The sequence below is a fragment of the Micromonospora rifamycinica genome, assembly GCF_900090265.1.
GTDB classification, from domain to species: Bacteria; Actinomycetota; Actinomycetes; order Mycobacteriales; family Micromonosporaceae; genus Micromonospora; species Micromonospora rifamycinica.
The window spans coordinates 6985184-7011269 of the sequence record NZ_LT607752.1; the positions used below are offsets into that span (position 1 = coordinate 6985184).

The following is a 26086-nucleotide window of genomic DNA, read 5'->3' on the forward strand; positions in this document are numbered from 1 at the left end:
CACCGGGTTCGCTGGGGGCCAAGGCCGGCGCCGTGCGTGGTCTCGGCCGCGGTCGCCACGAGGTCACCTTCGCCGACGGCTCGACCGTCGAGACGGAGTTCCTGGTCGGCGCGGACGGCACCTGGTCACGGATCCGGCCTCTGGCGTGGGGCCGGCCACCACCACGGTGACCGGCCTTCGCCGTGTCCGCGACCCGCCAACGGCAGGAATTCACCCGCGCGGGAGACGCGGCAACCGGTGTGGCTGCCGATACACTACGGCGCCCCGAGCGGGGCCGCGACGGCGTGCACCGTCCGATGTGGGCGACTATCCGAAGGGGACGCCGCGTGCCGTGGGAGTTGGAGATCCACACGATCGACATCGGTGTGGGCGAGGCCAGCCTGATCATCGCCGAGGATCCGGCGGTACCCGGCTCGCGCCGGTCGATCCTGATCGACGGCGGGCTGTCGGCGGCCGCGGCTCTGACACACCAGTATGTCGTCGCCACCCTGCCGCCCGGGGCCGGTCCGGATGTCCTGCTGGTCACCCACTACGACAAGGACCACTCGCACGGGATCTCCAGCCTCCTGTTCGCCGACAACCTTTCCGTCCTCTGCGACACGGTGGGAGCGATCGTCGGGGCACTGGTCGGCGGTGGTGCGGCGCTCACGCAGGAGGAGGCCGCGGCCAAGGCGGCCTGCGCGACGGTCGGCGTCCTGTACGGGTCGTGGGGGGCGAACGTCAACTCCATCGACGCGACGGTGAACGCCCTCACCGCGGCGAACGTCAACCTGTTGAACCCGGTTCAGGCCGCCGAGCGGGGAGTGGCCAGGGCGGAGGCGGTCGGAGCCGGCTGGGGCGGCCACGTCACGTTGATCACCAGCAAAGCGTGGCGCAAGGACGCCGGTCTGGCGGCCGGCGCGGCCGTGGCGGCCCTGCTCGCCATGGCGAATCCACCGACCGTCGCCCAGGTGCGCGCAGCGGTCGCGGCCGTCGTGTTCCCGGCACTGGCGCGGACGGTCCCGAGCGATGGGCGGTTCGACACGGGCGGAATCTACCGCAACACGCGGATCGTCGACATCGGCGATGCGCGCACCGCGCCCGCCCCGTACGCGAAAGCGGTCGTGGGTGAGCTGGTGAGCAGCACGTCGGTGCACCTGCAGGTACCCGGCGTGAACCGGCAGCGGACCGGCTTCGCTCCGACGCTGGGCGATGAGCTGTTCTGGAACGGCGTCGCACCCCCGGTGGCCCCCGCCAACGCCCCGTACGCGGTCCTGGTCTCGGGTCCGGTACCGCATTCCGGGGCGATCGCCAGCGTGTGGCAGGGGGTCGGGGTGGCGCCGCAGATCATCCACGCTGGTCAGCTCGACAACAGGATGAGCATCGGCCTGGTCGTGCAGTTCAACGATTTCCGCTACTTCACCGCCGGTGACCTGCCCCTCGAGAGCGAGGATCAGCTGGCGATGGCGCTGATGGTGGCGGGCCAGCCGCTGCCGAACGGTGCCGGCGGCCTGCTGCCGGCGCTGGCGGCACCGCCCTGGGTGACGGCCTTCAAGGCCAGCCACCATGGTGCGGACACGTCCACCAGCGACAACTTCCTGAACTTCCTGGGACCGAAGACCGCGATCATCTCCTGTGGCCGCGAGTACGGACACCCGTTCCAGACGATGATCGACCGGCTGGAAGATCCCAACGCCACGATCGAGTTCTACTTCCTGACGAACTGCCGCTATCCCAGGGTGGGCATCCGGGCATCGCCGGCCGCTGACAGAGGCCCGGCCCGGGTGCCGGGGCCCGCGTACGCACAGAACGTCCCACACAACTGGTCACGTATCTCGGGCGACAACAACGACAACAACGGTGCCCTCGGGCGGGACAGGGGCGACATCGTCCTGCGGATCAACCAGGCGGGCAGCACCGCGATGGTGGGGAACCGGACGTACACCACGACGTACTGGGAGCACTATCCGACGGCCATGGCCGCCGCGGGCCCGACCGTGGTGACGACCCAGTGGTGAGTACGCCGCGCCGGCCCGCGGACGGGTGGAGAAGGAGCGCGGCGTGAGCGACCTGGACGCGTTGTACGGGCACCTGGAGTCGATGGGGCGCACGGTCACCCTCGCCGCGGACGACTCCGCACTGCCCGTACAGCTGGCCGAGTTCCTGCGCACGATGCCGGACGGCCTCCTGGAGCTGGTTCCGGGCGACGACGGGCTCAGCCTGTCCGGGCAGGTGCTCACCATCTCCGGCGGCACCTCGGCGTCCTGGCCGATCGAGGGTCTCGGCCCGGCGGGTGCCGGCCCGGTGCACCTGACCCACGCCTCGGTCACCCTGACCGGCCCTGCCGCCCCTGGCAGCACTGCCGGCCTTACGGTGACCGGCGCGGCGTCCGGCGTCCTGGACCTCGACGGGCCGGTCGCGGTGACGCTGACGTCGACCAGGGAGCAGTCCGCCACCGGCACCGTGGCGGCCTGGCGGCTCGGTGTGCCCGCGACGACACGGCTACCGCTGCCCACGTTGCTGGCTCTCGGCGTCGGTGGGAGCGGTCGGGCCGCGGTCCTGCCGGTCCCGCCGCAGACGCTGGTCGGCACCGCCTCGGTCGAGCCCGCGCAGCTGCACCTGACCTTCTACCCGGGCCGGGCACACCGGCCGCGACTGGTGTTCACCGCGAGCCTGCCCGACGCCCGGTGGACGGTCGTACCCGCGGTCCTGGCGTTCGACGACGTCACCGTTCGGGGTGACGTCGGCCCGGCCCAGTACCAGCTCATGCTCAGCAGCCTCGTCACGATCGGGGACCTGCCGGTCGAGGTCACCATCGGGGTGACCCCGGGCCGGCGGTGGACCGCGTCGCTGCGGCCGTCCGGGACGACGGCCTTCCCCGGCCTGGCCGCACTGGCCGGATGGCTCGGTGGTGCGCAACGCGGCGCGGCGGCGGCCGTCGAACTGGCCTCGCTGCGCGGCGACGGACCGGGCCTGGGCGTCGGCGGGCTGGACGCGGCGATCCGCAGGGTCACCATGACGTTCGACGCCGGGACCGGGCAGCTGCCGTCGGTGCAGGTCGTCAGCCTGCTGACCCTCGGCGTGCTGCGGTTGGACGTCGCGGCGAGCCTGCCGGACCTGGAGATGACGGGGCAGCTGTACGAGCAGACGCCGGTCGGGGTGGCCGAGCTGCTCGATTCGCTCGGGCTGCCCTCGGCGGACCTGCCGCGGGCGCTGACCGTCAGCGAGGCCTTCTTCCTGGCCCGGCCCCGGTCCGGGCGGTACGCGGTCGACCTCACGCTGAGCGACGTGTGGCGGATCGGCCCCGTCGCGCTGCGCCGGGTCTCGGTCGGCGTCGCCTACCAGTCGTCGTCGGGCCTGTCCGGGTACATCGAGGCGGTGCTGAGCTTCGGGCCGTCGATCAACGTGCTGCTGCAGGCCGGGTACGAGGGGGCGGCGGAAGGCTGGCGGTTCGCCGGGTCGACCGGTGCCGGGGACATCCTCCCGGTCGGCGACTTCCTCAGCTCCCTCGCCGCCGACTTCGGCATCACCGAGGTGCCCGACGTGCTGCGCCAGCTTGCCCTCGTCGAGGTGGCGGCGAGTGTGACGACCGGCACCGGCGCCTTCACGTTCTCCTGCACCGGCGCCCTCACCGTGGCCGGCGCCCCGGCGCAGCTGCGCGTCGACGTGGCGCTCGACCCGGTGCCGGCGGGCCAGCCGAGCGGCGCGGAACCGTCGGACCCGGCGACCACGGTCGGCACCGCGGGATTCACGGCCCGGTACAGCGCGACCCTGACGATCGGTCGGATGGCCTGCGCGGTGACGCTCAACCTGCGCGACGGCCGGGGCAGCACGAGCATCGACGCGCACTGGACGGCCGACCCGCAGCAGCCCCCGTTGTCCCTCACCGACGTGGCTGCGGGCCTCGACCTGCCGGTGCCGGAGCTTCCTCCCGGGCTCGACCTGACGCTGACCGCCGCGGACCTGACCTACGATCCGACCTCCCGGCAGCTGGTGATCGGCGCGCGGTCGGCGGTCCACGGCGCAGCGGTCTTCGTGGCGCTGCCCGCCGCAGCGGAGGCCGACGGGTCGACACGGTATCTGGCCGCGGTGTCCGTCGGGGAGCCGATCGGGCTGTCCGACCTGCCGTTGATCGGCGCCGCCCTCGGGGACGCCGAAACCTGCGCGGTCGAGCAGCTCCAGGTGATCGTGTCCGACGCCCGGATTCTCCCGCAGACCGTGGTCGAGGCGAACGGGCTCATCGGGGAGGGCTATCCGAGGTTCCCGGAGCAGGGCACGGCGGCGGCCCTCGCCTTCTCCGCCGTGCTGCGCTTCGGCGCGCAGCGCATCCCGATCGCCCTCGGCGCCGGCCGGGCCGCCGGACCCGGCACCCCCACGGATCCGGCGACCGCGCCGGTCGGTTCCACCGTCGGCCCATCGTCCGGGCAGGGTGGCGTGGTCGCCGCCGCGCCGACCGACGCGGACGGCACCGTGTGGTTCACCGTGCAGAAGGCCTTCGGGCCGGTCACCATCGCCCGGGTCGGCGCCCGGTACCGCGACGCCGCCCTCTGGTTCGTCCTGGACGGCTCGCTGGAGGCCGACGGCCTGTCCCTGGCCCTGCAGGGCGCCTCGATCAGGGTGCCGGTGGCCGGCTTCGGGCCGCGGTTCGACGTGCGCGGCCTGGCACTGTCCTACGTGAACGCGCCGCTGGCGATCCTCGGCGGGTTCACCTCGGTCCCGCCGACGGGCGGTGCCACGTTCCGGTACGACGGCGGCGCCGCGGTCTCGATGCCGTCCTGGGGGGCGCTGGCCTACGGCTCGTACACCGAGGTCGACGGCGAACCGTCGATGTTCCTGTTCCTGCGGGCCGCCGGAACGTTCGGGGGTCCGCCCGCGTTCTCGGTCACCGCGCTGGCGGCGGGCTTCGGCTACAACTCCACGATCCGGCTGCCCGCGGTCACCGAGGTGGCCGGGTTCCCGCTGGTCGCCGGGCTTGGCGCGCAGGACGCTGACGGCTCGCCGGCGCAGGCGCTGGCCGCCCTCACCGGCGGGCCGCAGCCCTGGCTCAGCCCTGCGCCGGGGCAGACCTGGCTGGCCGCCGGGGTGCGCTTCCACACGTACCGGCAGTTCGACACCACCGCCCTGCTGGCCGTCGAGTTCGGCAACGCGCTGACGGTCCTGCTGCTCGGCGTGACCACGGCCCGCTTCCCGTCCACCGGGGCGGCCCGCCCGTACGCGCAGCTGCAGCTCGAGCTCCGCAGTGTGCTGCGGCCGGGCGAGGGGATCTTCGCCCTGTCCGCGGGGCTGACCCGCAACTCGTACCTGCTCGACCCGGCCTGCGTCCTCACCGGCGGCTTCGCGTTCTACGCCTGGTTCGGTGAGCACCGCAACGCCGGCGACTTCGCGGTCACCATCGGCGGCTACCACCCCGCATTCGACGCGCCGGAGCACTACCCGGTCGTACCCCGGGTCGGCTTCACCTGGTCGCTGGACGCGGCGGTACGCATCTCCGGCACCGCCTACTTCGCGCTGACCCCGTCGGCGATCATGGCCGGCGGGACGCTGGACGTGCGCTACCACGACGGCAGCCTGACCGCCTGGTTCACCGCCCAGGCCGATCTGCTGGTCGCGTGGGCGCCGTTCCGGTTCCGGACCCGGATCGGGGTCAGCGTCGGGATCGAGTACACGGCGAACCTGCTGTTCACGGCGAAGACCCTGCACCTGGAGGCGGGCGCGGAGCTGGAGCTGTGGGGTCCGCCGACCGGCGGGACGGTCACCGTCCGGCTGTGGGTCGTCACCTTCACGGTGGCCTTCGGCGCGACGGCTGGCACCGCCGATCCGGCGGTGACCCGGCTGGACTGGGCCGGGTTTCAGGAGCTGCTGCCGGCCGCCACGGCGAGCACGACCTTCACCGCGGCGGCCGGACTGGCCGCGCCGCAGACCGGCTCGGCTGGTTCGACCGGTCCGGCTGGTTCGACTGACTCAGCCGGGCCGGAGCCCTGGCCGGTGCGCGCCGACGGCTTCGCCGTGACGCTGCGCAACGCGGTGCCGGTCAGCCGGGTGCTGCTCGGCTCCACGACGCGGACCGCGGCCGTGTCCGGGCCGCCGGTGGATGTCAGGCCCCTGGGCCGCACCGGCCTGACGGTGCAACAGCGGGTGACGCTACGGCGCACGGCCGGCGGCCCGGCCGGCGAGATCGACCTGACCGCGACCGGCTGGCACGCCGCCGGCGTCGCCTCGGACGTTCCCACGGCGCTGTGGGGCGCCGGCGACGGTTCGACACTCGCCCCGGGCGGCGCGCAGTTGGTCCCTGACCGGCTGACCGGCCTGACCCTCACCGCACCGCCTGCGGTCGCGGGGTGGACCGGCGGCCCGGTCGACGCGGCAGGCACCCTCGGCGTCGCGCGGATCACGGCCGACGACGCGCTGCCGCTGACCGCCGCCGCCGAGCCGGTCGGCGCGGTGGCGACGCACGCCGGCGCGGTCGCCGCGATCGCGGCGCAGATCGCCGGCCCGGCCGCGAAGGCGGCGCGCGCCGCGCTGTTCGCCGCGCTCGGCGTCCTCGGCGCCGCGCCATCGGCCGACGGCCCGGTCGACGCCTTCGCGGCGGACGCCGGGACGCTGTTCACCGATGAGCCGATGCTGACCGGGACCGCGCCGTGAACACGCCGGCACGGCGACCCAGTGTGAGAGAGGAACGTCGATGAGCGAGCCGCTGCCGCCGGGCTCCGTGCAGTTCTACGACGGGTACCGCCCGGGGCTGGACGCGGGGACCTACGAGCTGTCCGCCGTGCAGAGTATCGACGGCGTGGACACCGGAGCGTACTTCGGGCCGCGCACCCGGACGTTCACCGTCGATGCCCCGCGCTTCGTGCTCGACGCGGGCGACGTCGGCGAGGTGTACCCACCGGCGAACAGCTCCGGCGACTTCGGCGCCACCCTGCCCTCGATCGTCCTCAACCGGCGCACCCTGCCCTGGGAACGGCACCTCGGCGTCGACCCGGGCGACAGCGCCGAGCCCTGGCTGGCGCTGCTGGTGCTGCGCGCCGACGAGTTGCCGCCCGGCCCGGCGCTGCACACGGGGACCGTCGCGCAGTTCCTGGACGCCTCCGACCCCCACGAACGTCCGCCGGCCATCGCCGCCGACACGCTGTCGGCACGGGTGCTCGCGACGGAGATGACCAGCCTGAGCCTGCACCGGCGGCTGTTCACCGCCATCGCACCGGCCGCCGGTGAGGCGCGGCTGCTGGCACACGTGCGGCGCACGGACACCGCGTCCCGGGCGGCCGGGCAGGCGGACCGGGACGGCTGGCACGCCGTCGTCGTCGCCAACCGCCGACCCACCCCGCCGCCGGGCAACGGCGGCACCGGTTCGGCCCACCTCGCCTGCCTGGTCTCGCTCGAAGGTCTCGCCGCCCACCTACCGGGTGTCGGCGGCGCCCCGGCGGACGGTGGGGACGGTGGGGACGTCCGGCTGCGGCTGGCGGTGCTCGCGTCGTGGTCGTTCACGTCGAATCCGGCCGGCGGCGGTGACATCGGCCGGCTGCTGGCCGGTCTGGCCCCAGCCGCGTCCGCCGGACCCGAGGCGCTCCTGCCGCGGATCCCGGTGCCGCCGTCCGCACCGCCGTCCGCGGCGCTGACCCGGCTCCGGCAGGGCTTCGCGGCGCTGGACTACCGGCTGCCCACCGGCGAGCAGACCTTCGCCTGGTACCGGGGGCCGTTCACGCCGTACCCGGCACAGCCGCTGCCCGGCCCGACCGACGGCACCCCGCACTACGCCACCGCCTCCGAGGTGACCGTCTACGCGCAGTCCGACGGCGTCTTCGACATCTCCTACGCGGTGGCGTTCGAGGCCGGCCGGCTCGCGGCGCTGGCCGACCGTGGCTTCGCCGTGGCGATGGTCAACGCCCGCCGTTCGGCGTTCCAGATCGTGACCAAGCTCCAGTCCCGGACGGGCTCGCCGCTGTTCGCCAACCTCAGGCCGGCGCGGCCGGTGCCGCCTGCTCCCACGCCGCCACCGGGTCCGGAGGTGAACGCCGCCGACCTGCTCGCCGTCCGCACCCGCGACGCGTTCGGGGAACTGCTCGCCGGTGGTATGGGCGACCAGCTGACCTCGGCATTCACCGGCCCGCCCGCACCGTCGAGCCCGCCCGCACCGCCGAGCCCGCCCGCACCGCCGAGCCCGCCCGCACCGCCGAGCCCACCCGCGCCGTCGAGCCCGCCGGCACCGCCGAGCCCGCCGATGGCGGTGTCGCCGGGCACCGCCGCCGCAGCGGTCATCGCGGGCCTGCTGCCACCACCGTCGGCGCTGTACCTCGGCGGCGGTGGCTTCGACGAGGGCTTCGACGCGGCATACCTGTCTTCGGCCGAGGCAGTCGGGCCGGCCGCGCCGGTCGGGCAGGTCGAGCCGGCCGAGCCGCCGGTCCCGCCGCGACCGTCCGACCCGGACCTGCCGACCGGCTTCCTCCCCGGCCGACCCGGCTGGCCCGGCCGGGACGGGCTCGACCCGGTCGAGCAGCTGCGGTACCTGCTCTCCCGCACCGACGTCCAGGACCTGCTCGCCGACCACGCGCGCGGCCCGGCCGCCGACCCGGCCACCGGCTGGCTGGCCGAACTGGCACTGCTGCACCAGATCCCGTTCCGGCACCTGATCCCGGACGAGCGCATGCTGCCGGTCGAGTCGATACGGTTCTTCTACCTCGACAGCGGCTGGATCGCGGCACTGATCGACGGTGCGCTGAGCATCGGCGTCGAAGGCAGCCGCGACCTGGAGCTGCACCAGGCGATGAGCCGGCCGCTGGTCGAGGTCGTCGCGGCGAAGGTGGGTGCGGTACGCGCGGACCACCGCAACCGGCCGGACCTGGCGGTACCCACCGGCGGGGCCGAGGCCGCCGGGACCGGTGCCTCCACGGCGGCCGGCCTGGCCACCCCGTCCACGCCCCCCACCCCGACCACACCGCAGGGGCCGCCCGGCTCGGGGGGCCTGCCGGAGATTCCCGGCAGGCCGGACCGTCCCGACCCCGGCCCCGACGCCATTCCCCTGTCACCGCAGCGCACGGGCCTGCTGCTGCGCTCGGCCGTGGTCGCCGGCTGGCCCGGCCTGGTCGTCGAGGCCAGCGCCGGTGGCCGGAAGGTGCCGCTGCTGCGGCTGGACCGGCTCTCCGACACCGTGCTGCTGGCGCTCTTCGACAGCGTGCCGGACACGGTGACGCTGACCGAACCCTGGCACGGCCTGCACTTCGGCTTCGCCGGTGGCGACGGTGCCGGTGGCGGTGGCGACGAGGGTGGCGGGCTGGTGCTGCGCCGGCCCGACGGCACCCAGCTGAACGCCCGGTTCCCGGCCGCCGGTCAGCCCGGCCTGCACGCCGCCTTCACCCGCCCGGGTGATCCGTCGGTCCTGCGGGTGCGGGACCTCGCTGACGCCCTGCAGGCCCGGCTGGGGGAGCTGCTGCCCGGCACCGCGGTACCGATGGGTTCCGCTCTGTTCGCCACCGAACTCCTCGCGTCGGCGCATCAGCTCACCTTCCACCACACCGCCCCAGCGCCGAGAGAGACGTGAGCCCGGTGGACACCACCCTGCTGGTCCCGATCCAGCTTCAAGCCCTCCAGGTCAACCCGGGCGTGCGCGCTCAGGGTTTCCGGCGGTGGCGGATGGACTACACCCGGCTGCCCGGCTTCGGCTCGCCCGAACCCGACGCGTTCGCCGAGCCCCGGCTGGACTGGGCCGGTGACGCCGACAGCGACGGCGTGCACCTGCAGTGGGTCCTGCCCGCCGCGTTGCGCACCGGGCACCACGACGCGGCGGACGGCACGACGGCGTATCCGCTGGTGCCGAACCGCTGGCTGGTCGTCCGTAGCGCGACGCGAGTGGATCGGGCACCCGGCGACCGGGTCCGGAGCCGAGGGTGGGTCGTCGAGAGCGACCACCTCGGTCCGGACGGAGCCTCGCCGTACCTCGACCCGACGGCCCGGACGCCGACGCCGACCCGGATCGGCCGGGTGCTGCCCCTGGCCGGCTGGCGCGAGCCGGCCGAGCGTCCGGCGCCGTTCCTGACCGCGGTCGCACCCGGCAACATCACGTTCGCCGCCTATCAGCCGCACGCCGTCGGGGTGTTCTCGCTGCACGACCCGGCCGACGACGTCGAGGACGGGTCCACGCTGTCCTATGTGGTCGTCGGCTGGTACGCCGACCCCGCGTCGGACGTACTGGCCCCGGCACGCCAGCCCGCCGGCCTCGCCGCCCGGCTGGCCGAGCTGGGCTGGTCCGCCGGCCCGGATCCGGCCGGGCGCGTCGCCGACACGACCGTCTGCCACGGCGCGATCCGCGCCCTGACCTACTCGCGGACGTTCGCCGCGCCGCGCCCGGTCCCGGCCGCGATGGCCGTCGGCAACACCTCCGTCGACGCCGTGTCCGCCCTCGTCCGCGACCGGGCCGCCCGGCAGCCCGACGCCGGACTCGACCCGGACCTGCTCGAAGCCTTCCAGTACGACCTGCTGCACACCCTCGACGATCCGGACGGCCCCGCGCTGCTCGCCACCCGCATCCACGACGCCTGGTTCACGGCGCGCCCCGGCGGATCGGTGTGGCAGGTGGTCGCGGCGCAGCCCGACGGTGACGGGCCGCCGGCCGAGCCGGGCACCGCCGACCCGGACTGGCTCGCCGAGCTGAACCGGGCGCAGGCCCGCTACGATCTCGCCGCCCGCCGGCTGGCCGCGCTGCAACGCGAGCTGTACGAGCTGTGGTGGAAGCGCGGCCGGTGCAACGCCCTGTCCTACCGTCCCGAGGGCCTGACCGACGACCGGTTCGCCGCAGAGCTCGACCCTGGCCGACCGGAGAGCCTGGCCGGCCGCGTCGCGGCGCTGCGCCGGGAGGTCGAACGGGCACGGGCGGACGTGCCGTGGGGCACCTCGCAGCAGGAGCTGGCGGCCGCGACGGACGCCTACACCGCGCGGCACCCACTGCCTCCGCGCACCGTGCTCAAGCGCGCCGACCTGCCGTCGTTCCGCAGCGCGGCCGACCCGGTGGTGGTGATCGCGGGTGTGCGGGAGGGCACGTTCGACGAGAACCTCGGCACCGGCGCGGACGGGCTGCTGCCGTGCCGCTTCGCCGACCAGCTGGTCACCGCGCTGACCCTGCCGCTGGCCGGGCTGGTCGGACCGGACGGCCGGCTGCCGGACGGCTCGGTGCCCGGCCCGACCCCGCCGCCCGGAGTACGGATCCCGGTGCACGCGGGCGACGTCGCGGACGCGCCGGGGATCGTGCCCCTCACCGAGCAGCACGGCGGGGTTCCGGTGGCGGCGGTGTTCGTCGCCCTCCAGACGGAGGCGTACCTCCTCGACCCGGCCCACGCCGCCGAGGTCGCCGCCATCGCCGCCGAGCGGGTGGGGCTGCCCTGGGCGACGGCCGAGCTGACCACCGCCGCCGAGCAGCTCATGGCGGCCGGCTCCGGGGTGACCGGGACACTGCCGGCGATCCTGCCGCAGCGCTGGTCGCAGCCCTGGGCGCCGCTGTTCCTGGAATGGCAGGCGACCTACTACCCCCTGCCGCTGGACACCCTGTGGACCTTCGACGGGACCTCGTACGACGCGAGCTGGCGCACCACCTGGACGTACCCCGGACCCCGACCCGGGCAGCTTCCCGGGCACCCGTTCAGCATCAGCGGCCGCAGCCTGCTGACACCGCAGCCCTCGGCCACCTTCAAGGCCCGCCTGGACACCTACCTGACCACGCTGCCGGAGCCCACCCGGACGGCGCTGTCGTCCTTCGCCGCCTCCGTCGACGCGTGGGACCTGCTGTCCCAGGCCCTGAGCGGCTTCAACGAGCAGTTGGCCCTGCGGGATCCGGCGAGCCTGCGCACCCCGGACGCCGCCGACGTGGACCCGGGGACCGGCCTGAGCATCGCCGAGCTGATCGGCGGTGGCGCTGTCGCGATGCCGATGGTCGACGGGCCGGTGACCCACGGCCCGCCCGAGCCCGGCGGGTTCCAGGCACTGCGCGCCGGCCAGTTCGCCTTCGCGCAGGTCAGGGTGGTCGACCGGTTCGGGCAGAGCATCGACGTGTACGACATCGGTCGCGCCGGCGCACTCACCCCGACCATCGCGCCGGGGCTGGTGCCGCAGCAGCCGATCGACACCGGGGTGGCGACCTTCATCCAGCTGCCGCCGCGGCTGCTGGAGCCGGCGCGGCTCGACGTCGGCTTCGCACCGGGCGGACCCGGTGAACCGGACCGACCGGGCGGGGACGCCCCGGCCGCCGCCGACGTGGTGTGCGCCTGGATCGTGCCCAGCCCGCTCGACGAGGCCCTGGCCTGCTACGCCCCGGACGGCACCGCCCTGGGCGAGCTGACCGAGACGGCCGGCCTGACCGGGCCGCAGGTCTCGTGGCTGCCGGCGCCGGATTCGGCCTGCGCCACCCTCGACCTGCTCACCGGGAACTTCCCGGTGCTGGCCGGCTTCCTGCGCGGCCTGACCGTCGCCGGCCCGGCGGCCTTCGCCGACCTGCTGCGCACCGTCGATGCCACGCTGTGGACCATCGATCCACCCGGCGGCGGCGACGAGACCTACCTGGCGGCCCTGGCCGGCCGCCCGCTCGCCCTGGTCTGTGCCACGCTGCACGGCAGGTCGGCCCGGCCGCCGCGCACCGACCCGCGGTGGCCGCACACCTTCGACCCGGTCCCGTCGCCGGTGCCCGCCCACACCTTCGGAGTGCGGGTCGGCGACGCGGCGCTGCGCGGCGACGGCCTGATCGGCTACCTTTCCGTCCCGGACGGCGGGCACTTCCAGGCGGCCTACCGGCCGGTGGGCCTGATGACCGACTACGTCCGGCCGATCGTCCCGGACTCGTTCCCGACGGTCAGGTTCGACGACGCGTCGCGTACCGACCTCATCGTGCTGATGGACCCCCGGCTGCCCGTCCACCTGGTCACCGACATCCTGCCGGTGACGACCCTGACCCTGCCGCAGCGCATGGTCGCCGACGCGATGGCGGCAATGGCGCTGACCGTCCGCTTCGGCCCGCTCCTGACCGACCTGCAACCCTCGGCCGCGGGGGACGCGATCGTGCTCGCCCGCCCTCCGCAGGTGGACGGCACCTGGTCCTGGTCCGAACGGGACGGTGCCGGCGTCACCACCTTCGACATCGCCCCGGCCGACGGCGCCGCCCGTTTCCCCGGCACCCCGCCGACCGTACGCAGCGGCTGGCTGCGGCTGCACGGCGGCGTGCGCCCGCCGCGGTAGCGACGGGCACAGCCGGCTCGGCTCCTGCTGGAACCGAGCGGGCAGGACTGGGTCTGCGGACGATCGGTGACTGCTGCCCTGAGGGCGCTGGACCTTGTTGCCCAGCGACCTCACCTGCCCAGATTTCTCACCACCGTCGCTCAGAGCACGGTGTGGGTGATGGTCGCCTGGTACGTGCCCGCTGTGACGCTGAGGGGGATGGTCACGATCAGGGTGGGGTTCCAACTCGTGGTGTTGACCGCAGTGCCCGAGGTCTTGCTGAAGGCGGTCCGGGGGCCGATGAGGTGCTGGGCCTGCGCTGCGGTCAGTTGGCCGGGCACGCGGGTGCCTGCCCCGGTGGTGGCTGTCGCCGGCCCGGACCAGTAGGAGAACTGAGTGGTGTCGACGGTGCGTCCGACACCGCCACCGCCGGTCGTGAAGTTGGTCGCGGAGACTGTCGCCGTCCAGGATGGTTGGGTTCCGCGGGTATCGCTGACCTGGATAGTGCCGAGTTGGCCGGAGATGGTGACGCCGGGCGCGGCGGCGCCGAGTGACGCCGAGGTGGGTACGGTGATCGACAGCGCGCCGGCCAGCGCGGCGGGAATGAGTGATCCCGCCTGGGCGGGAGATGCCAGGCCCGATACCGCCAACAATGCTCCGGGCAGGACGGCGGCCGAGAGGCGCGCCCATCGGATCGGCGTCGCGTGGCTCTCGGTGGTCGGCGGGTTCGGGTGAGATGCAGCCATAGTGCTTTCAGCGGTGTCAGTGTGGGATCTGCGTGGGATGGCGGAGTTGTTTCACGTTGTTCGCGCGCGATTGCGCTTTATGCGTGAACTTCGCACGGTTCCGCTACCGCTTTGAAGGGTAACTCCGGTCGCCTTCGCGGATGGCGCAACTCGTTGAATCCGGTGCCGGCCCCCGATGAGGTGGCCGTTGCGAGCGGACCCACCCATGACGGTCGAGTGGAAGCCACCGCCGGTGAAAGCCACTCGTGTAGAGACGGGGAAGTGCGAAGGCTCTTCCCCAGGAGCTTCACGTTCCTTCCGATCGGCGGTGAGCTGCGGCTCAGGGTGTGGCACCCGGTGTGCCGGCCTCGTCGGCCGGGGGTACCCGCTGCCCTCCCAGGCCTGCGGGGTCAGGTGATCCTGCGGTGCGGTCGCCGTCATGGCTGGACCATATCCAAGCAGAACTAACTTAAGCGCACAGAATGCTCGTAACGCCTAAAGTGCCTCCGTGGCCCTCATCCGGACAGAGGAGAAGATAGATGAGGAAAATTATCGGCGCGGCTGCTGCTGGTGCCGCGATGCTGGCGGCCGCCGTGCTGGCGGCGTCGCCGGCACGGGCGGCAGACTGCCCTGCGTCCACGGCCTGTGACACCACTGTGACATTCGGAGTGACGGCGGGAGCGTTGCAGATCACGGTCCCGGACGCGGTGGCTCTCGCCACCAACGGCCCACCCGGCGGTTTCGCATACGGGCCGCTGGGTGACGTGACCGTCGACGACGCCCGTGCATCGAGTACACCCTCGTGGACGGTGACCGTCGCCAGCACCAGCTTCACCACAGGTGGAGCCGGCACGGGTGAGGTCATCCCCAACTCCGAGGTGTACTACTGCTCCGGGAACGCCAGCGCAACCACCGGCACGGGGGTGTTCACGCCCGGTCAACCGAGCCCGTGCGATCCTCCGCCGCCACCGTCAGGGGTGTCGTTGGCGGTGCCGCAGACGGCCTACACCCACACGGGGGGTACCGGCAACAACTCCGCGACCTGGAATCCGCTGATCACTATCAGCATTCCACTCAGCTCCGTCGGGGGCACCTACACGGGCACCATCTCCCACACGGTCGTGTAGCCGGGTGGAGCGGCTGCAGTCCATCGTATGCGTCGTGATGCTCGCCCTGCTGGCCCCCTTGGAAGCCGCCACCGCGGTTCCTGGCGAGTTGGCCGGCAGGGCGACATCCGCCGCGCCGGACCCTGGCGACATCGGCGTCCGGCTCCTGGAGGTCTCGGCGAACCGCATCGACGACCCACGAGCTCGGGTCTACATCGTGGATCACATCAATCCCGGCACCCGGATCACGCGCCGGTTCGAGGTCAGTAACACGTCGAACACGGCCAGACGGTTCACTCTCTACCCGGGAGCCGCGGAGATCGTGGACAACAACTTCGTTGCGGCGGCGAACCAGAATGCCAATGAGCTGCCTGAATGGATAACCATCGACCGATCGGAGGTTACCGTCGCGGCACACGACACAGCGGTGGTGACCGCGACGATCACCATTCCGCCATCGGCGAGCAGAGGCGAGCGGTACGGCGCGATCTGGGCACAGGTCGCCTCCTCGACGACCGGGGCCGAGGGTAACCTCCAGCAGATCCGCCGGGTGGGCATCCGCGTCTATCTCGACGTCGGACCGGGCGGCGACCCACGGTCGGACTTCACCATCGAAGAGTTGGTCCCCGGGCGTACCAAGGATGGTCTCCCGGTGGTCAGCGCGAAGGTCAAGAACACCGGCGAACGGGCTCTTGACCTCAGCGGGAAGCTCCAGCTTGCCGAGGGGCCGGACGGTATCTCCGCCGGGCCGTTCCCCGTTCAGATCGGCACCACGGTGGTACCCGGTGGGGCCGCGGACGTGGAGGTGCTTCTCGGCAGCAAGCTGCCGGACGGCCCGTGGCAGGCCACCCTCAACATGGAAAGCGGTCGGATCCACCGTACGGCGACCGCGGAACTGACCTTCCCGGACAAGCACGGCACCTGGGGGATGCCGGCGAACCTGGCGGAACATGTCCCCTGGAGGGCAATCGGGATCGTCGCAGCGCTCGTCGTAGCGGTCCTGATGCTCGTCTTCGTCCGCAGTCGGTTGCGGCCGCTGCACCAGAGGGTGACATGACTGGTAGGACGCAAGCGGCTACGAGAGTTCGTCCTTCCGTGGCCACCGGCGGTCGTGCCGTGACGCGACGGCGGGCCGGCCGTGGTCGGCGAGGTCGAGGCGCCAGTCGTTGCTGCGCATCAGGGAACCGCTGCCTCGCGGGTACTCGAATTCGCACGGCCCGAGGAGGGTGAAACCCAGGCGTCGGCAGAGCGCGTTGGAGGGGGTGTTCTCCACCGCCGGGAACGCGTGCAGGCTGCGGGGCGCGTCGGCGTGGTGGGGGAGGCCACGGACGATGGTGATCAGCGCGGCCCCGGCCGCGCTGGCGACGCCACGGCCCTGGTGGGGCGGCAGGACGTTCCAGCCGGTCTCGTAGATCTGCTCGCCGTGCCAGTCACGCCGGTGGTAGGCGATGCTGCCGACCATCTCGTCACCCCGCAGTACGACGTACATGCGGCCCCGGCCGGTCGTCGGCAGGGCGAGGTACCGGCGATGCCGGGCCAGCAGTCGGTCCTCCGGCTCGGGGCCGCCGACGTGCCGACGCATCTGCGCGGTGTTGATCCGGTGCAGGAGGTCGAGCGCGGATTCCGACCAGGGTTCGAGACGAACATCCATGCCGCACAGCCTGGCAGGCGCGGTCACCGCGTACCTGTGCACGGGCACGTCCGGAGGGGACCGCGAATCCCGGTGGCCGTGCCGCCCCGGGTGGTGGATGATCGACATCGGGGTCGCTAGCTCAACTGGCTAGAGCATCCGACTGAGTAGCACGTCCGCTATCCGCTTCCGCGGCCATGGGTGGGCTTCCTTCTCCCTGTTGGATCGGAGGGTTCGGGGTTCGAGTCCCCGGCGACCCACTGTGCCGTGGCCGCGGGCTGCCCGCTGCCGGAGTCGACCGGAACGGAGGGGCACGTGATCGAGAAGCTGGTCATCCAGAAGACTCTGCGCGTGCCGACGAACCCGGCCGCGCCCGGTGACGGTACGCCGGTGGCCCGGCAGTTGGACGCGGCACTGCTCGACGTCGGGTTCTCCGCCTCGCGGGCGCTGCTGGAGCACGTCGGCGCCCTGGCGCCCGCGCCGGCGATGGACCTCGCCACCACGGTCGTGTCGGCGGTGCGTGAGCTGGTCGGGGACCACGTCCGGCACAACGCGTACTTCATCGGCTTCCCGCACGACGTGCCGGACACCATCGAGTTCTGGACGGACCGGTTGCGGGCCGCCGTGCTCACCGGCGGGGGCACGGCGACCGACGCCGAGCTGCGGGACGCCGTCGTCGCGGGCGGGGTGAACCTGCTCGACCTGCCGGCCTACGGCACCTACCAGCACACCTACGCGGAGCTGCTGGCCGCGCACGACACGCTGGTCGCCGCGGCCGGTGACCGGGTGACCCTGTTGCGGCTCGGTGATCCCGTCGAGGTGGAGGCGGAACGGCTCTACCTGGCGCTGGCCGGCAGCCCGACGCCGCACGGCGAGGCCGACCTGGCGATCCTCGGCGAGCTGGCGCTGGCCTGCGCGGACGGCACGCAGCCGGCCGAGATCCCGGTACGGGAGAACCGCGCCGTGCTCAACGGCATCCGACTCGTCCTCGGTCGCCCGCTGGTCGGCGTGGACACGACGACCGACGTGCTGCGCCTCGCCTGCCAGGTTTCCGGCGGGGACGTCTCGCTCGCGGCACCCACCCGGTTCCGTGCCCTCCGGCGCCCGGAGCGGCGGATGCTGCTGGCCGCGCTGGACGAGGTCGTCGGTGCCAACCCGGACAAGCTCGGTGACGTCGCACGCTACGCGGAGCGCTGGAAGCGGCTCGGGGAACGGCTGCACCCGCACGAGTACGGTCAGTGGCCGCACGCCCAGGAGGTGTTCCGGGTCGCCCGTGGCGAGCGGCGGGTGCGCAACCTCGCCGGCCGTGCGGAGGCGGCGATCCGGGCCGGTGCCGTCGGCCCGGCCGCGTCGGTGCTGTCGGCCGCGCCGGGTCTGCTCCTGCGGTCGGCCGACCGGCTGCTGCGGCTGGCGTCGGCGGCGGAGCGGGCCACCGTCGTCGAGGCGGTCACCGGTGCGCTCGGCTCGGCGTCGGGTCGGGTGCTCCTCGCCCTGCGGGAGCACGTCGACAACCGGCTGACGCCGGCCCCGGCCCGGATGTACGCGAGCCGCTCGCGTACCGCGTGGGTCGGTCCCGACGAGCGGCCACCGCTGCCGGCCGGGCTGGTGGCCGAGTTGTCGTCGCTGCTCGACGCCGAGATCGGCGCCCGGCTGCCGGAGCCGTCACGACCGCTGGTGGTGGACCCGGAGGTGCTCGACGTCGCGCTGCCGCTGTCCGGCAAGGCGTCCGAGGGCGGTTTCGCGGTCATGCCGAGGGGTTCGCGGGCGGCGGTCTCCGGTGAGCTGCTGCGCTTCTTCACCTACTGGCGTCAGACCGGTCGCCGTACCGACCACGACCTGTCGCTGCTGCTGCTCGACGAGGACTTCCACGGTGCCGGCCAGGTGTCGTGGACGAACTACCGGCACGACGGCGTGGTCCACTCCGGCGACGTCACCGAGGCGAAGAACGGTGCGACCGAGTTCATCGACGTGCCCCTGACGGTCCGGGGGCACTACCTGGTTCCACAGGTCAACGTCTATGCGGGCGAGTCGTTCGAGGAGGTCGCCGAGTCGATGTTCGGGTACCAGACCCGGGCGCGGGACCAGCGCGGCATGCCGTTCGACGCGCGGACCGTACGGGCGCGTTCGCACCTGCGCGGCCAGGGACGGGTCGCGCTGCCGATGGTGTTCGCCAGGAGCGGGCGGGGCTGGCAGGCGGTGTGGCTGCACCTGTACCTGCGGGGACAGCCGTCGTTCAACCGGGTGGAGGGGAACACGTTCACCACGGCCGACCGGGTCCGGGCACTCGTGCGGCGGCGGTACCTCACCGTCTCCTACCTCGTCGACCGGTGGCGGGAGCGGGCCGAGGTGACGACGTGGAACGGCCGGCTGCCGGACGAGCCGGTCACCTTCGTCGGCATCGAGGCGCCCGAGGGCCTGCCGGACGGGTCGGAGACGTTTACCCTGGACCGGCTCGGTGAGCTGATCCCCGGGTGAGCGGGAGTCGAGGCCATGCGGGTGCTTCCTGCTGTTCCGTTCGATGCGGGATCTCCGCGCGAGCGGAGGACTGGTACTAGCCCCCGTGCTCTCCTCGACTCCCGCCCACCGGCATCGCCCGGCACCAGCGGCCGATCCTTCTCCGCGCACCCGAGGCGCGACAGGTCAGGACACGGCGCAGGGCCGAATGGCGGCTTCCACGCTGAGGGCGGTGCCGAGCAGGCCGTTGAGCGTGGGCGGGCCGAACATGCAGGCACCGACGGGCAACCTGTCGACACGCCCCAGTGGCAGACAGACGTTGGGACGCCCGGCAATGGCCGCCATGGACGAGGTCGCCACGGTGCGCGGATCGCCAACGACGTGGTCGATGATCCAGGCGGGCTCGTTGGCCGGGGTCAGGATTACCGGCACCCGGGCTGCGGCTCGGACCGCGTCGAGACGTGTGCATGCGGTTTCGGTGAGCTGCGGGCGTGTGCGCTGCCCTCGGCGCAACTCGGCCGGGTCGAGACGTAGTGCGTCCTCGAACGTCTCCTGCCCGAAGTACTGAAGTATGTCCGTCCGGCCGGCATTGCCGGCTACCAACTCGGCCAGCGACGAGGGGAGCCCTCCACGTCGGCTGAGATAGCCGGACAGGCTGGGCTCGAACTCGGCCAGCAGTGCACGCATCTCCGCCGGCCACAGTTGTTCCTGATCGTCAAAGTTGACCTCGGTGATGTCCGCACCAGCTCGACGCAGGTCGGCGATCCACGAGGCGAAAACACCCCGCACCCCCGCGGACGACCTGCCCGGCAGCCATGCGCCGATCCGCAGCCCGGCGAGGTCGTGCCCCCTGACCGGCGCGACGCGGTCCGGACACAGTGCCCGCATCGCCAACACCGCGTCGGCCAGCGTCGCCGCGAACGGTCCGATCGTGTCCTGCTTCCGGGAGATTCCGGCCACTCCGGCCAGGGGCAGCAGGCCGTGTTCCGGCTTTATCGCCGCGACCCCGTTCTGGCCAGCCGGACCGACGATCGAGCCGTCGGTCTCAGTGCCGAAAGCCAAGGGTGCCATACCTGCGGCGACGGCCACCGCCGATCCAGAGGACGATCCCCACGGACTGCGGGCCGGGTCGTCGGCGTGCCGGGTCTGGCCGCCGAGTGAGGACCAACCCTCGATCATGTGTTGGGAACGAAAGCCCGACCACTCGCTGAGGTTGGTTTTGCCGAGGATGATCGCACCGGCCCGCCGCAGCGCCGACACCACTGCCGCATCGTGTCCGGGGGACGTGGCGGCGAGCAGACGGGACCCGGATGTGCTGAGCAGGCCCGCGGTGTCGATGCAGTCCTTGAGCAGTACGGGGATGCCGTCGAGCACGCTCCGTGGTCGGCCCCGCCTGAGGCGACGGTCGGCGCGTGCCGCCTGAGTGAGCGCGTCGGGCGCGATGCCCAGTACGGCACGGAGTGCGGGGTCCCTGTCGGCGATGCGCTCCAGGCAGGCACGTACCAGTTCGGTGCTGGTGCGGGTTCCCTGCCGCAGCTGGCTGCACTGTTCCGTGAGGGAGATCGGCTGAGGCACTGTCACCTCGCCTACAGACTGGCGCGACGTAACGTCGGGCGGGAGAGGAACACAGCGGCGGCGGCGACCGCGATCGCCGCGTGGACCAGCAGGGCCGTGGCGATACCGAGGCGCGCGGACAGGACGCCGATCAGCAGATTGCCCAGGGGAATCGCGGCGAACGCCACCAGTGCCAGCACCGCCAGAACCCTGCCCCGGTACTCCGGGTCGCACCAGGATTGCAGCAGTGACGTCCCCAGGCTCGCGGTCACTCCGAGGAGCGCGCCGAGAGCGACGAAGACCGCCACCACCGGGCCGATGGAGGCGGCCGTGGCCAGTGCCGCGAGCAGTGCGGCCTGGGCCACGAGCGCCACCCCGAAGGCCGTCCCGGCGGCTCGACGGGCGGGCACCGCGATCAGGGCCAGAGCGCCGGCCGCCGAGCCGGCGAATCCGGTGAGGAGCAGTCCGGCGCCACCCTCGTTCAAGCCGCGGGCTCGGGCGAACAGGGCCAACCCGACGTTGAGCACCCCGGCGCAGCTCAGCTCGTTGAGAAAGAGCACCACCAGCAGCCACCGCAGTTGGTGGTGTCGCCAGGCGTACCGTAGGCCGGCCCGGACACCGGCGGTGTGCGAGTCACGTGGACGGTCGCCGGGGACGGCCTGTTGCCGGGCGTCGAGTAGGGACGGGTGACGGCGACGGCGATCATCGAGCACACGTACGACACGGCGTTGAGCAGTGCGACCAGCAGGCCCCGCCGAGGGCGAGGGCGTAGGCGCCGACCGGCCCACCTGCCGCCTGCCCACCGCGCAAGGCCAGGGAGTAGAGGGCGTTGCCGCGGACGAGGTCGTCCTTGGCCAGGAGTTGGGGTCGCAACGCGGCCGAGGCGGGGACGAAGAACGCGCCGGTGACCGACATCGCCCCGGCCGCCAGCAGCAGTACCCACCAGGGCCGCCCACCAGCAGCGCGACGGCGGCGGCGAGCATGATCCCGGCCGAGACCCCATCGCTCAGAATGATCACTTTCGGCGGCTGTGTCGGTCGGCGACGGCTCCGCCGTAGAGCAGTACCGCGGGGCATGGTGGCCAGGGCCAGCAGCAACCCGGCCAACCCCGGACTCACCGTGGTGGCCAGCGTCCAGGACAATGCTATGTACCAGGCGGCGTTGCCCAGGGAGGAAAGGCCGGTCCCGGTGACGAAGGCGAGATAGTTGCCGCCGAAGACGCGGCCGGAGTGCGGCGGCGCCGGTCCGTCAGGTAGAGCGGCGATCTCTCTGGCCGATGTCATCAGCTCCCCCTTCGCCGTCACGCCCGAGCTAGGCCTTCGTGCTGTCTCGATTCCCCGGGCCTCGGCACCGAACCATGTGCTCGTCCTGTTTTTCGAAGGACCGGCTCGAACCGATGGTTGTCACCGCCGGAGTCCCACCGTCGTCGGTCACCCGCCCGTCCGGTGTGGACAGTATCGGGTGGGACGTCACCGAGATCCTCCGCGCGGCGTGCTCCTCCTCGCTCGACGGTCGGGCAGGTCGTCATGGTCCGTCTACCGATGCCCGTGCCGGGCCGGCGATCTCCCCGGAGAGGAGCCGCATCAACGGAAGACGGTCGGGACGGAAGTAGAAGTGGTCGCCCGGGAGTTCCCGATGGATCGTGTGACCATGGCTGAACGCCGCCCAGCCGTGCATCGCCTCGCGGGCGGCCGTGTCCGCGGTACCTGTCACCGTGAGGATCGGGCAGTCCAGCGGGGTGGGTGAACGCGGCCGGTATCCGGTGAACGCCTCCAGGTCAGCGGCGTAGGCGTCCGCCAGCGCGTCCCGGAGAAGGCGGTCGGCGCCGGGTACGGCGGCCTTGAGACCGGGGTGGTCCAGCAGCGCCGCCCCGTCCGGGACGGTCGGTACCGGCAGTTGGGCGTCCGGCGGCCGGGCCGCCGACACGACCAGTAGCCGTGGACCCTGTCGGTCCTGTTCGCGCAGCGCCTGGGCGACCTCGTAGGCCACCAGCGCACCGAGGCTGTGGCCGAACAGGACGAACGGCACGGTGAAGGCGCAGTTGTCGACGATGCCGTCGACCAGCGCCTTCAGGGACCGCAACGGGGGTTCCCGGTGTCGGTCCCCGTGCCCGGGAGGTTGTACCGCCCACAGGTCCACATCGGGAAGGTCGTCAGCCCACCGGACGTACTCGCCAGCGGATCCTCCCGCGTGCGGGAAGACGTACAGCGAGAACGGGGCACCCGGCCGTGCCCGCCGTTGACGGGTCCAGCGCTCCGTGTCCCTCGGTGCCGTCCGGGCGATCGGCATGCCTGCCGCTATGTCTGCGAGTTCGGCGATGCGGGGATGGTCGAAGAAGGCCGCGATGGGCAGCTCGGGTCCGCCCCGCCGTCGGATGCTGGCCGCCAGGGCGGTCAGCATGAGCGAGTGGGCGCCCAGGTCGAACAGGTTGTCCTCCACACCGACGGTGGGCAGCCCGAGGGCCTCGGCCACGGCCGTACACAGCAGCCGTTCGACGGCGTTGCGGGGTCCGCGCCGGGACGACGGCACGGGTGCCACCGTGGGAAGCCGGCCCCGGTCGAGTTTGCCGTTGGCGGTCGTGGGCAGCCGGTCGAGTACCGTGATCGCGGTCGGCACCATATGGTCGGGCAGCACCTGTCGCAGCGCGTGACGCAGTGCATCGGTGTCCGGTGCCGGATTCTCGGCAGTCGGCACCACGAACCCCTGGAGGATCTGCCGCTGGGTGTCGAGGGTCACCGCTGCCTGGCCGATTCCGGGCTGCTCGGCGAGCACCGCCTCGATCTCACCGAGTTCGACGCGGAATCCGCGCAGCTTGATCTGGTGGTCGGTGCGGCCGAGGTAACGCAGGGTGCCGTTCCGTGCCCACTGGGCCAGGTCCCCGGTCCGATACATGCGACCGCCCGGAGGCCCGAACGGATCGGCCACGAAGCGTTCGGCGGTCAACTCGGGACGGCCCAGGTATCCCCAAGCCATGCCGGTGCCGGCGAGATACAGCTCACCGGTCACGCCGATCGGAGCCGGTGCCAGGCGGTGATCCAGCACGTACGCCCGCGTCAGTGCCAGTGGCCGTCCGATGTCCGGACCGCCCGACGCTACGGTGGCGTAGACAGTTGTCTCGGTCGGCCCGTAGTAGTTGACTATGTCGGCGGCGTAGCGGGCGAGGTAGCGGGTCAACGGCGCGGGAAGGGCCTCGCCGCAGCTGAGCAGGGTCAGCCCGGTCAGCGCGGTGACGTCGATGTCCGCCAGTGTGCCACAGCGACGGAGTGGCCTGTAGGTGGGTGATCCCGGCTCGGGGGATCTCGGCCAGGAGGGCCGGCTGGTCACGGGTCAGACCGTCGGGTGCCACCACTACCGTGGCGCCGCGCATGAGTGGAGCGAACAGCTCGGTGACGGCGATGTCGAAGCAGACGGTGGTGGTGGCGAGGAAGCGGTCACCCGGTTCTAGCGGAACCCTTTCGGACACTGCACGCAACACGTTGTCCAGGCCTTGCCGGGGCACGACGACGCCCTTCGGTCTGCCGGTGGACCCGGAAGTGTAGATGACATAAGCGGGCTCGGTGGTTCGCACGTCGATGGTCGCTGGGGGTGTGTCGGCGCGAGCGGGAGCCACGACCGGGTCATCGAGCACCATCCGGTCGGCGCGATGGTGGCTTCCGCCCGGCCCAGCGAGGAGGGACCGGTGGGTGACGACCGTGATTGGACCGGCGTCGGAGAGCATGTAGTCGATGCGGTCGCTCGGATAGCTCGGATCCAGGGCAGGTAGGTGGCGCCGACGCGGAGCACGGCCAGTAGGGTGGCGACCAGGTCGTTGCCTCGGTCGAGCAGGATGCCGACCGTGGTGCCCGGCCGGGCCACGGTCGGCGAGGTCATTGGCCAACGCCGCGACGCGGCTGTCCAGTTGGGCGTAGGTGAGCAGGTGGTCACCACACTCGACCGCCACCGCATCGGGGTACGCGGCGGTGGCCGCCGCGATCTCGTCGAGCACCCTCGGCGCCGGCGGGCGCGAGGTGGCGTTGAACTCCTCCACGACGCGACGGCGATGGGTCTCCGGCAGCACGTCGATCTGGTCGCCGACTGGTCGGGGTCGTCGCACATCCGCTCCAGCAGGACAGTGAGAGCGGCGGCGAGGTCGGCAACGGTGCCGGCGTCGAACATCTCGGTGGCGTACTCGATGTCACCGTCGATGCCGACCGTGCCGCTCTCGATCTCTTTGAACGCGAATGACAGGTCGAACTTCGCGGCTCGCACGTCGATCGAGGCGACCTCCGCGCGGAGGTCCGCGAACTGCGGTCGCGCCTCGGCGGCGTTCTGCAGCATGAGCATCACCTGGAACAACGGGTGGCGGTTCGCCGACCGGGCGGGGTTGAGCACCTCGACCAGTTTCTCGAACGGCACCTCCTGATGGTGGAAGCAGTTCAGGTCGACCCGGCGAATCCGGTCGAGGAGGGCACGGATGCTCGGGCCGCCACCAAGGTCGGTGCGCAGCACGACGGTGTTGACGAACAGCCCGACCAGATCCTCCAGCGCCTCATCGCCCCGACCGGCCACCGCCGTCCCCAGCACCACGTCCGTTCCGGCACCATGGCGGGACAGGAGTATGGCGACTGCGGCCTGCAGAATCATGAACATCGTGGTGTGGGTCTGCCGGGCCAGCGCCCGGAGCCGGGTGTGCGTTTGCGCGTCGATGCGGAAGGTGTGCAGTGCCCCCGATAGGTCGGCTCGGCCGGTCGGGGCCGGTCGCGCGGCAGGGTGATCTCCTCGGGCAGGCCGGCGAGTTGGTTCCGCCAGAACCGACCCCGTCGGTGAGTACCTGGCTGTTCAGCAGCTCACGCTGCCAGGGTGTAGTCGGCATACTGGACGGGGAGCTCAGCCCAGCCCGGAGCGCGCTGGTCACGTCGGGCGGTGTACGCGGTCGCGAGGTCGGCCAGCAGCGGCCGCATCGACCAGCCGTCGCCGATGATGTGGTGCCAGGCCATGTGCAGTACGTGCCAGTCGGCACCGACAGTATGCAGAGTGAGCGTCAATGGTGGAGCCGAGTCGATGGCGAACGTCCGTCGCGACGCGGTCTGCATCGCGGTCGCGAGCTGATCCGGAGGCGTTACCGTCCGCACCATCTCCGCGACGGTGTCTGGGTCGAGGATCCGTTGGTACGGCTGTCCGTCCAGGTCAGGAAACACGGTCCGCAGGACGTGATGCCGCGTGACGACATCCGGAACGCGGCCCCAGCGCCTCGACGTCCAGCCTGCCGTGCAGGGTGACCGCGAACGCCATCGTGTACATCGGCTGGGGACCGTACAGGCGGTGGATGAACCAGAGCCTCTGCTGGGCGTAGGAGAGAGGGATCACCGGTCACCCTCGTGCGGTCGGGGCGCCAGGTCGGTCCAGTGCTCGGCCACGTATCGCAGGCAGGTGTCGCGTGATGCCCCGCGTGCACCCGCTGCCAG

The 26086-nt window shown here is 72.5% G+C and carries 13 protein-coding genes, 1 tRNA gene and 2 pseudogenes; 8 read left to right on the top strand and 8 right to left on the bottom strand.

The features are described from left to right. Positions 1-326: 326 nt before the first annotated feature. The 4 genes from GA0070623_RS29625 to GA0070623_RS29640 are packed head-to-tail and all read left to right on the top strand — an operon-like array spanning position 327 to position 13194. Positions 327-1997, top strand: coding sequence for a ComEC/Rec2 family competence protein (locus GA0070623_RS29625; RefSeq protein ID WP_067313792.1), 1671 nt, complete (start codon positions 327-329; stop codon positions 1995-1997). A gap of 43 nt (positions 1998-2040) precedes the next feature. Next, positions 2041-6621 (top strand): DUF6603 domain-containing protein, encoded by a 4581-nt coding sequence (locus GA0070623_RS29630; RefSeq protein ID WP_157747003.1) that lies wholly within the window; start codon positions 2041-2043, stop codon positions 6619-6621. Positions 6622-6661: 40 nt separating this feature from the next. Beyond that, positions 6662-9517 carry a hypothetical protein gene (locus GA0070623_RS29635; protein ID WP_067301696.1) on the top strand — a complete coding sequence of 952 codons (2856 nt, stop codon included), beginning with the start codon at positions 6662-6664 and terminating at the stop codon, positions 9515-9517. A 5-nt stretch (positions 9518-9522) separates the two neighbouring features. Beyond that, positions 9523-13194, top strand: a complete 3672-nt coding sequence (locus tag GA0070623_RS29640; RefSeq protein WP_157517436.1) for a hypothetical protein — start codon at positions 9523-9525, stop codon at positions 13192-13194. A 140-nt stretch (positions 13195-13334) separates the two neighbouring features. Here the strand turns inward: GA0070623_RS29640 and GA0070623_RS29645 are convergent, their stop codons facing one another. Beyond that, a complete protein-coding gene (locus tag GA0070623_RS29645; RefSeq protein WP_197700019.1) occupies positions 13335-13823 on the bottom strand; it encodes a hypothetical protein in 489 nt (162 codons plus the stop codon). A gap of 653 nt (positions 13824-14476) precedes the next feature. Between GA0070623_RS29645 and GA0070623_RS29650 the strand changes: the two genes are divergently transcribed. Both GA0070623_RS29650 and GA0070623_RS29655 read left to right on the top strand, forming a co-directional pair. After that, positions 14477-15025, top strand: a complete 549-nt coding sequence (locus tag GA0070623_RS29650; RefSeq protein WP_197700020.1) for a hypothetical protein — start codon at positions 14477-14479, stop codon at positions 15023-15025. A gap of 34 nt (positions 15026-15059) precedes the next feature. Continuing rightward, positions 15060-16061, top strand: a complete 1002-nt coding sequence (locus GA0070623_RS29655; RefSeq protein WP_157517435.1) for a hypothetical protein — start codon at positions 15060-15062, stop codon at positions 16059-16061. Positions 16062-16079: 18 nt separating this feature from the next. Here the strand turns inward: GA0070623_RS29655 and GA0070623_RS29660 are convergent, their stop codons facing one another. Further along, positions 16080-16655 (bottom strand): GNAT family N-acetyltransferase, encoded by a 576-nt coding sequence (locus GA0070623_RS29660; protein ID WP_067301678.1) that lies wholly within the window; start codon positions 16653-16655, stop codon positions 16080-16082. A 110-nt stretch (positions 16656-16765) separates the two neighbouring features. Between GA0070623_RS29660 and GA0070623_RS30245 the strand changes: the two genes are divergently transcribed. Further along, a tRNA-OTHER gene (locus GA0070623_RS30245) sits at positions 16766-16894 on the top strand. 55 nt (positions 16895-16949) lie between these two features. After that, entirely contained in the window at positions 16950-19109 is a 2160-nt protein-coding gene (locus tag GA0070623_RS29665) for a hypothetical protein (RefSeq protein WP_067301675.1), read from the top strand. Between the two features lie 165 nt (positions 19110-19274). Here the strand turns inward: GA0070623_RS29665 and GA0070623_RS29670 are convergent, their stop codons facing one another. From GA0070623_RS29670 to GA0070623_RS31505, 6 genes and pseudogenes are all read right to left on the bottom strand, one after another. After that, entirely contained in the window at positions 19275-20663 is a 1389-nt protein-coding gene (locus GA0070623_RS29670) for an amidase family protein (RefSeq protein ID WP_157747004.1), read from the bottom strand. An 11-nt stretch (positions 20664-20674) separates the two neighbouring features. Further along, positions 20675-21355 carry an MFS transporter gene (locus GA0070623_RS30250; protein WP_157747005.1) on the bottom strand — a complete coding sequence of 227 codons (681 nt, stop codon included), beginning with the start codon at positions 21353-21355 and terminating at the stop codon, positions 20675-20677. A gap of 811 nt (positions 21356-22166) precedes the next feature. Further along, the gene (locus GA0070623_RS29675) at positions 22167-23615 is read right to left on the bottom strand and encodes an alpha/beta fold hydrolase (protein WP_407938017.1); all 1449 of its coding nucleotides are present in this window, start codon (positions 23613-23615) and stop codon (positions 22167-22169) included. Positions 23616-23657: 42 nt separating this feature from the next. Continuing rightward, positions 23658-24360: pseudogene (locus GA0070623_RS31750) on the bottom strand (AMP-binding protein); the annotation flags it as partial. A gap of 362 nt (positions 24361-24722) precedes the next feature. After that, positions 24723-25430 (bottom strand): annotated as a pseudogene (locus GA0070623_RS31755) (condensation domain-containing protein); the annotation flags it as partial. A gap of 38 nt (positions 25431-25468) precedes the next feature. Further along, a complete protein-coding gene (locus GA0070623_RS31505; RefSeq protein ID WP_089004231.1) occupies positions 25469-25819 on the bottom strand; it encodes a condensation domain-containing protein in 351 nt (116 codons plus the stop codon). Positions 25820-26086: the final 267 nt, after the last annotated feature.

Bases quoted from the DNA above. Each gene is read 5' to 3' on its own strand.
- GA0070623_RS29635 (WP_067301696.1), top strand. From the start codon at position 6,662: ATGAGCGAGCCGCTGCCGCCGGGCTCCGTGCAGTTCTACGACGGGTAC.
- GA0070623_RS29650 (WP_197700020.1), top strand. From the start codon at position 14,477: ATGCTGGCGGCCGCCGTGCTGGCGGCGTCGCCGGCACGGGCGGCAGAC.
- GA0070623_RS29660 (WP_067301678.1), bottom strand. From the start codon at position 16,655: ATGGATGTTCGTCTCGAACCCTGGTCGGAATCCGCGCTCGACCTCCTG.
- GA0070623_RS29675 (WP_407938017.1), bottom strand. From the start codon at position 23,615: ATGGCTTGGGGATACCTGGGCCGTCCCGAGTTGACCGCCGAACGCTTC.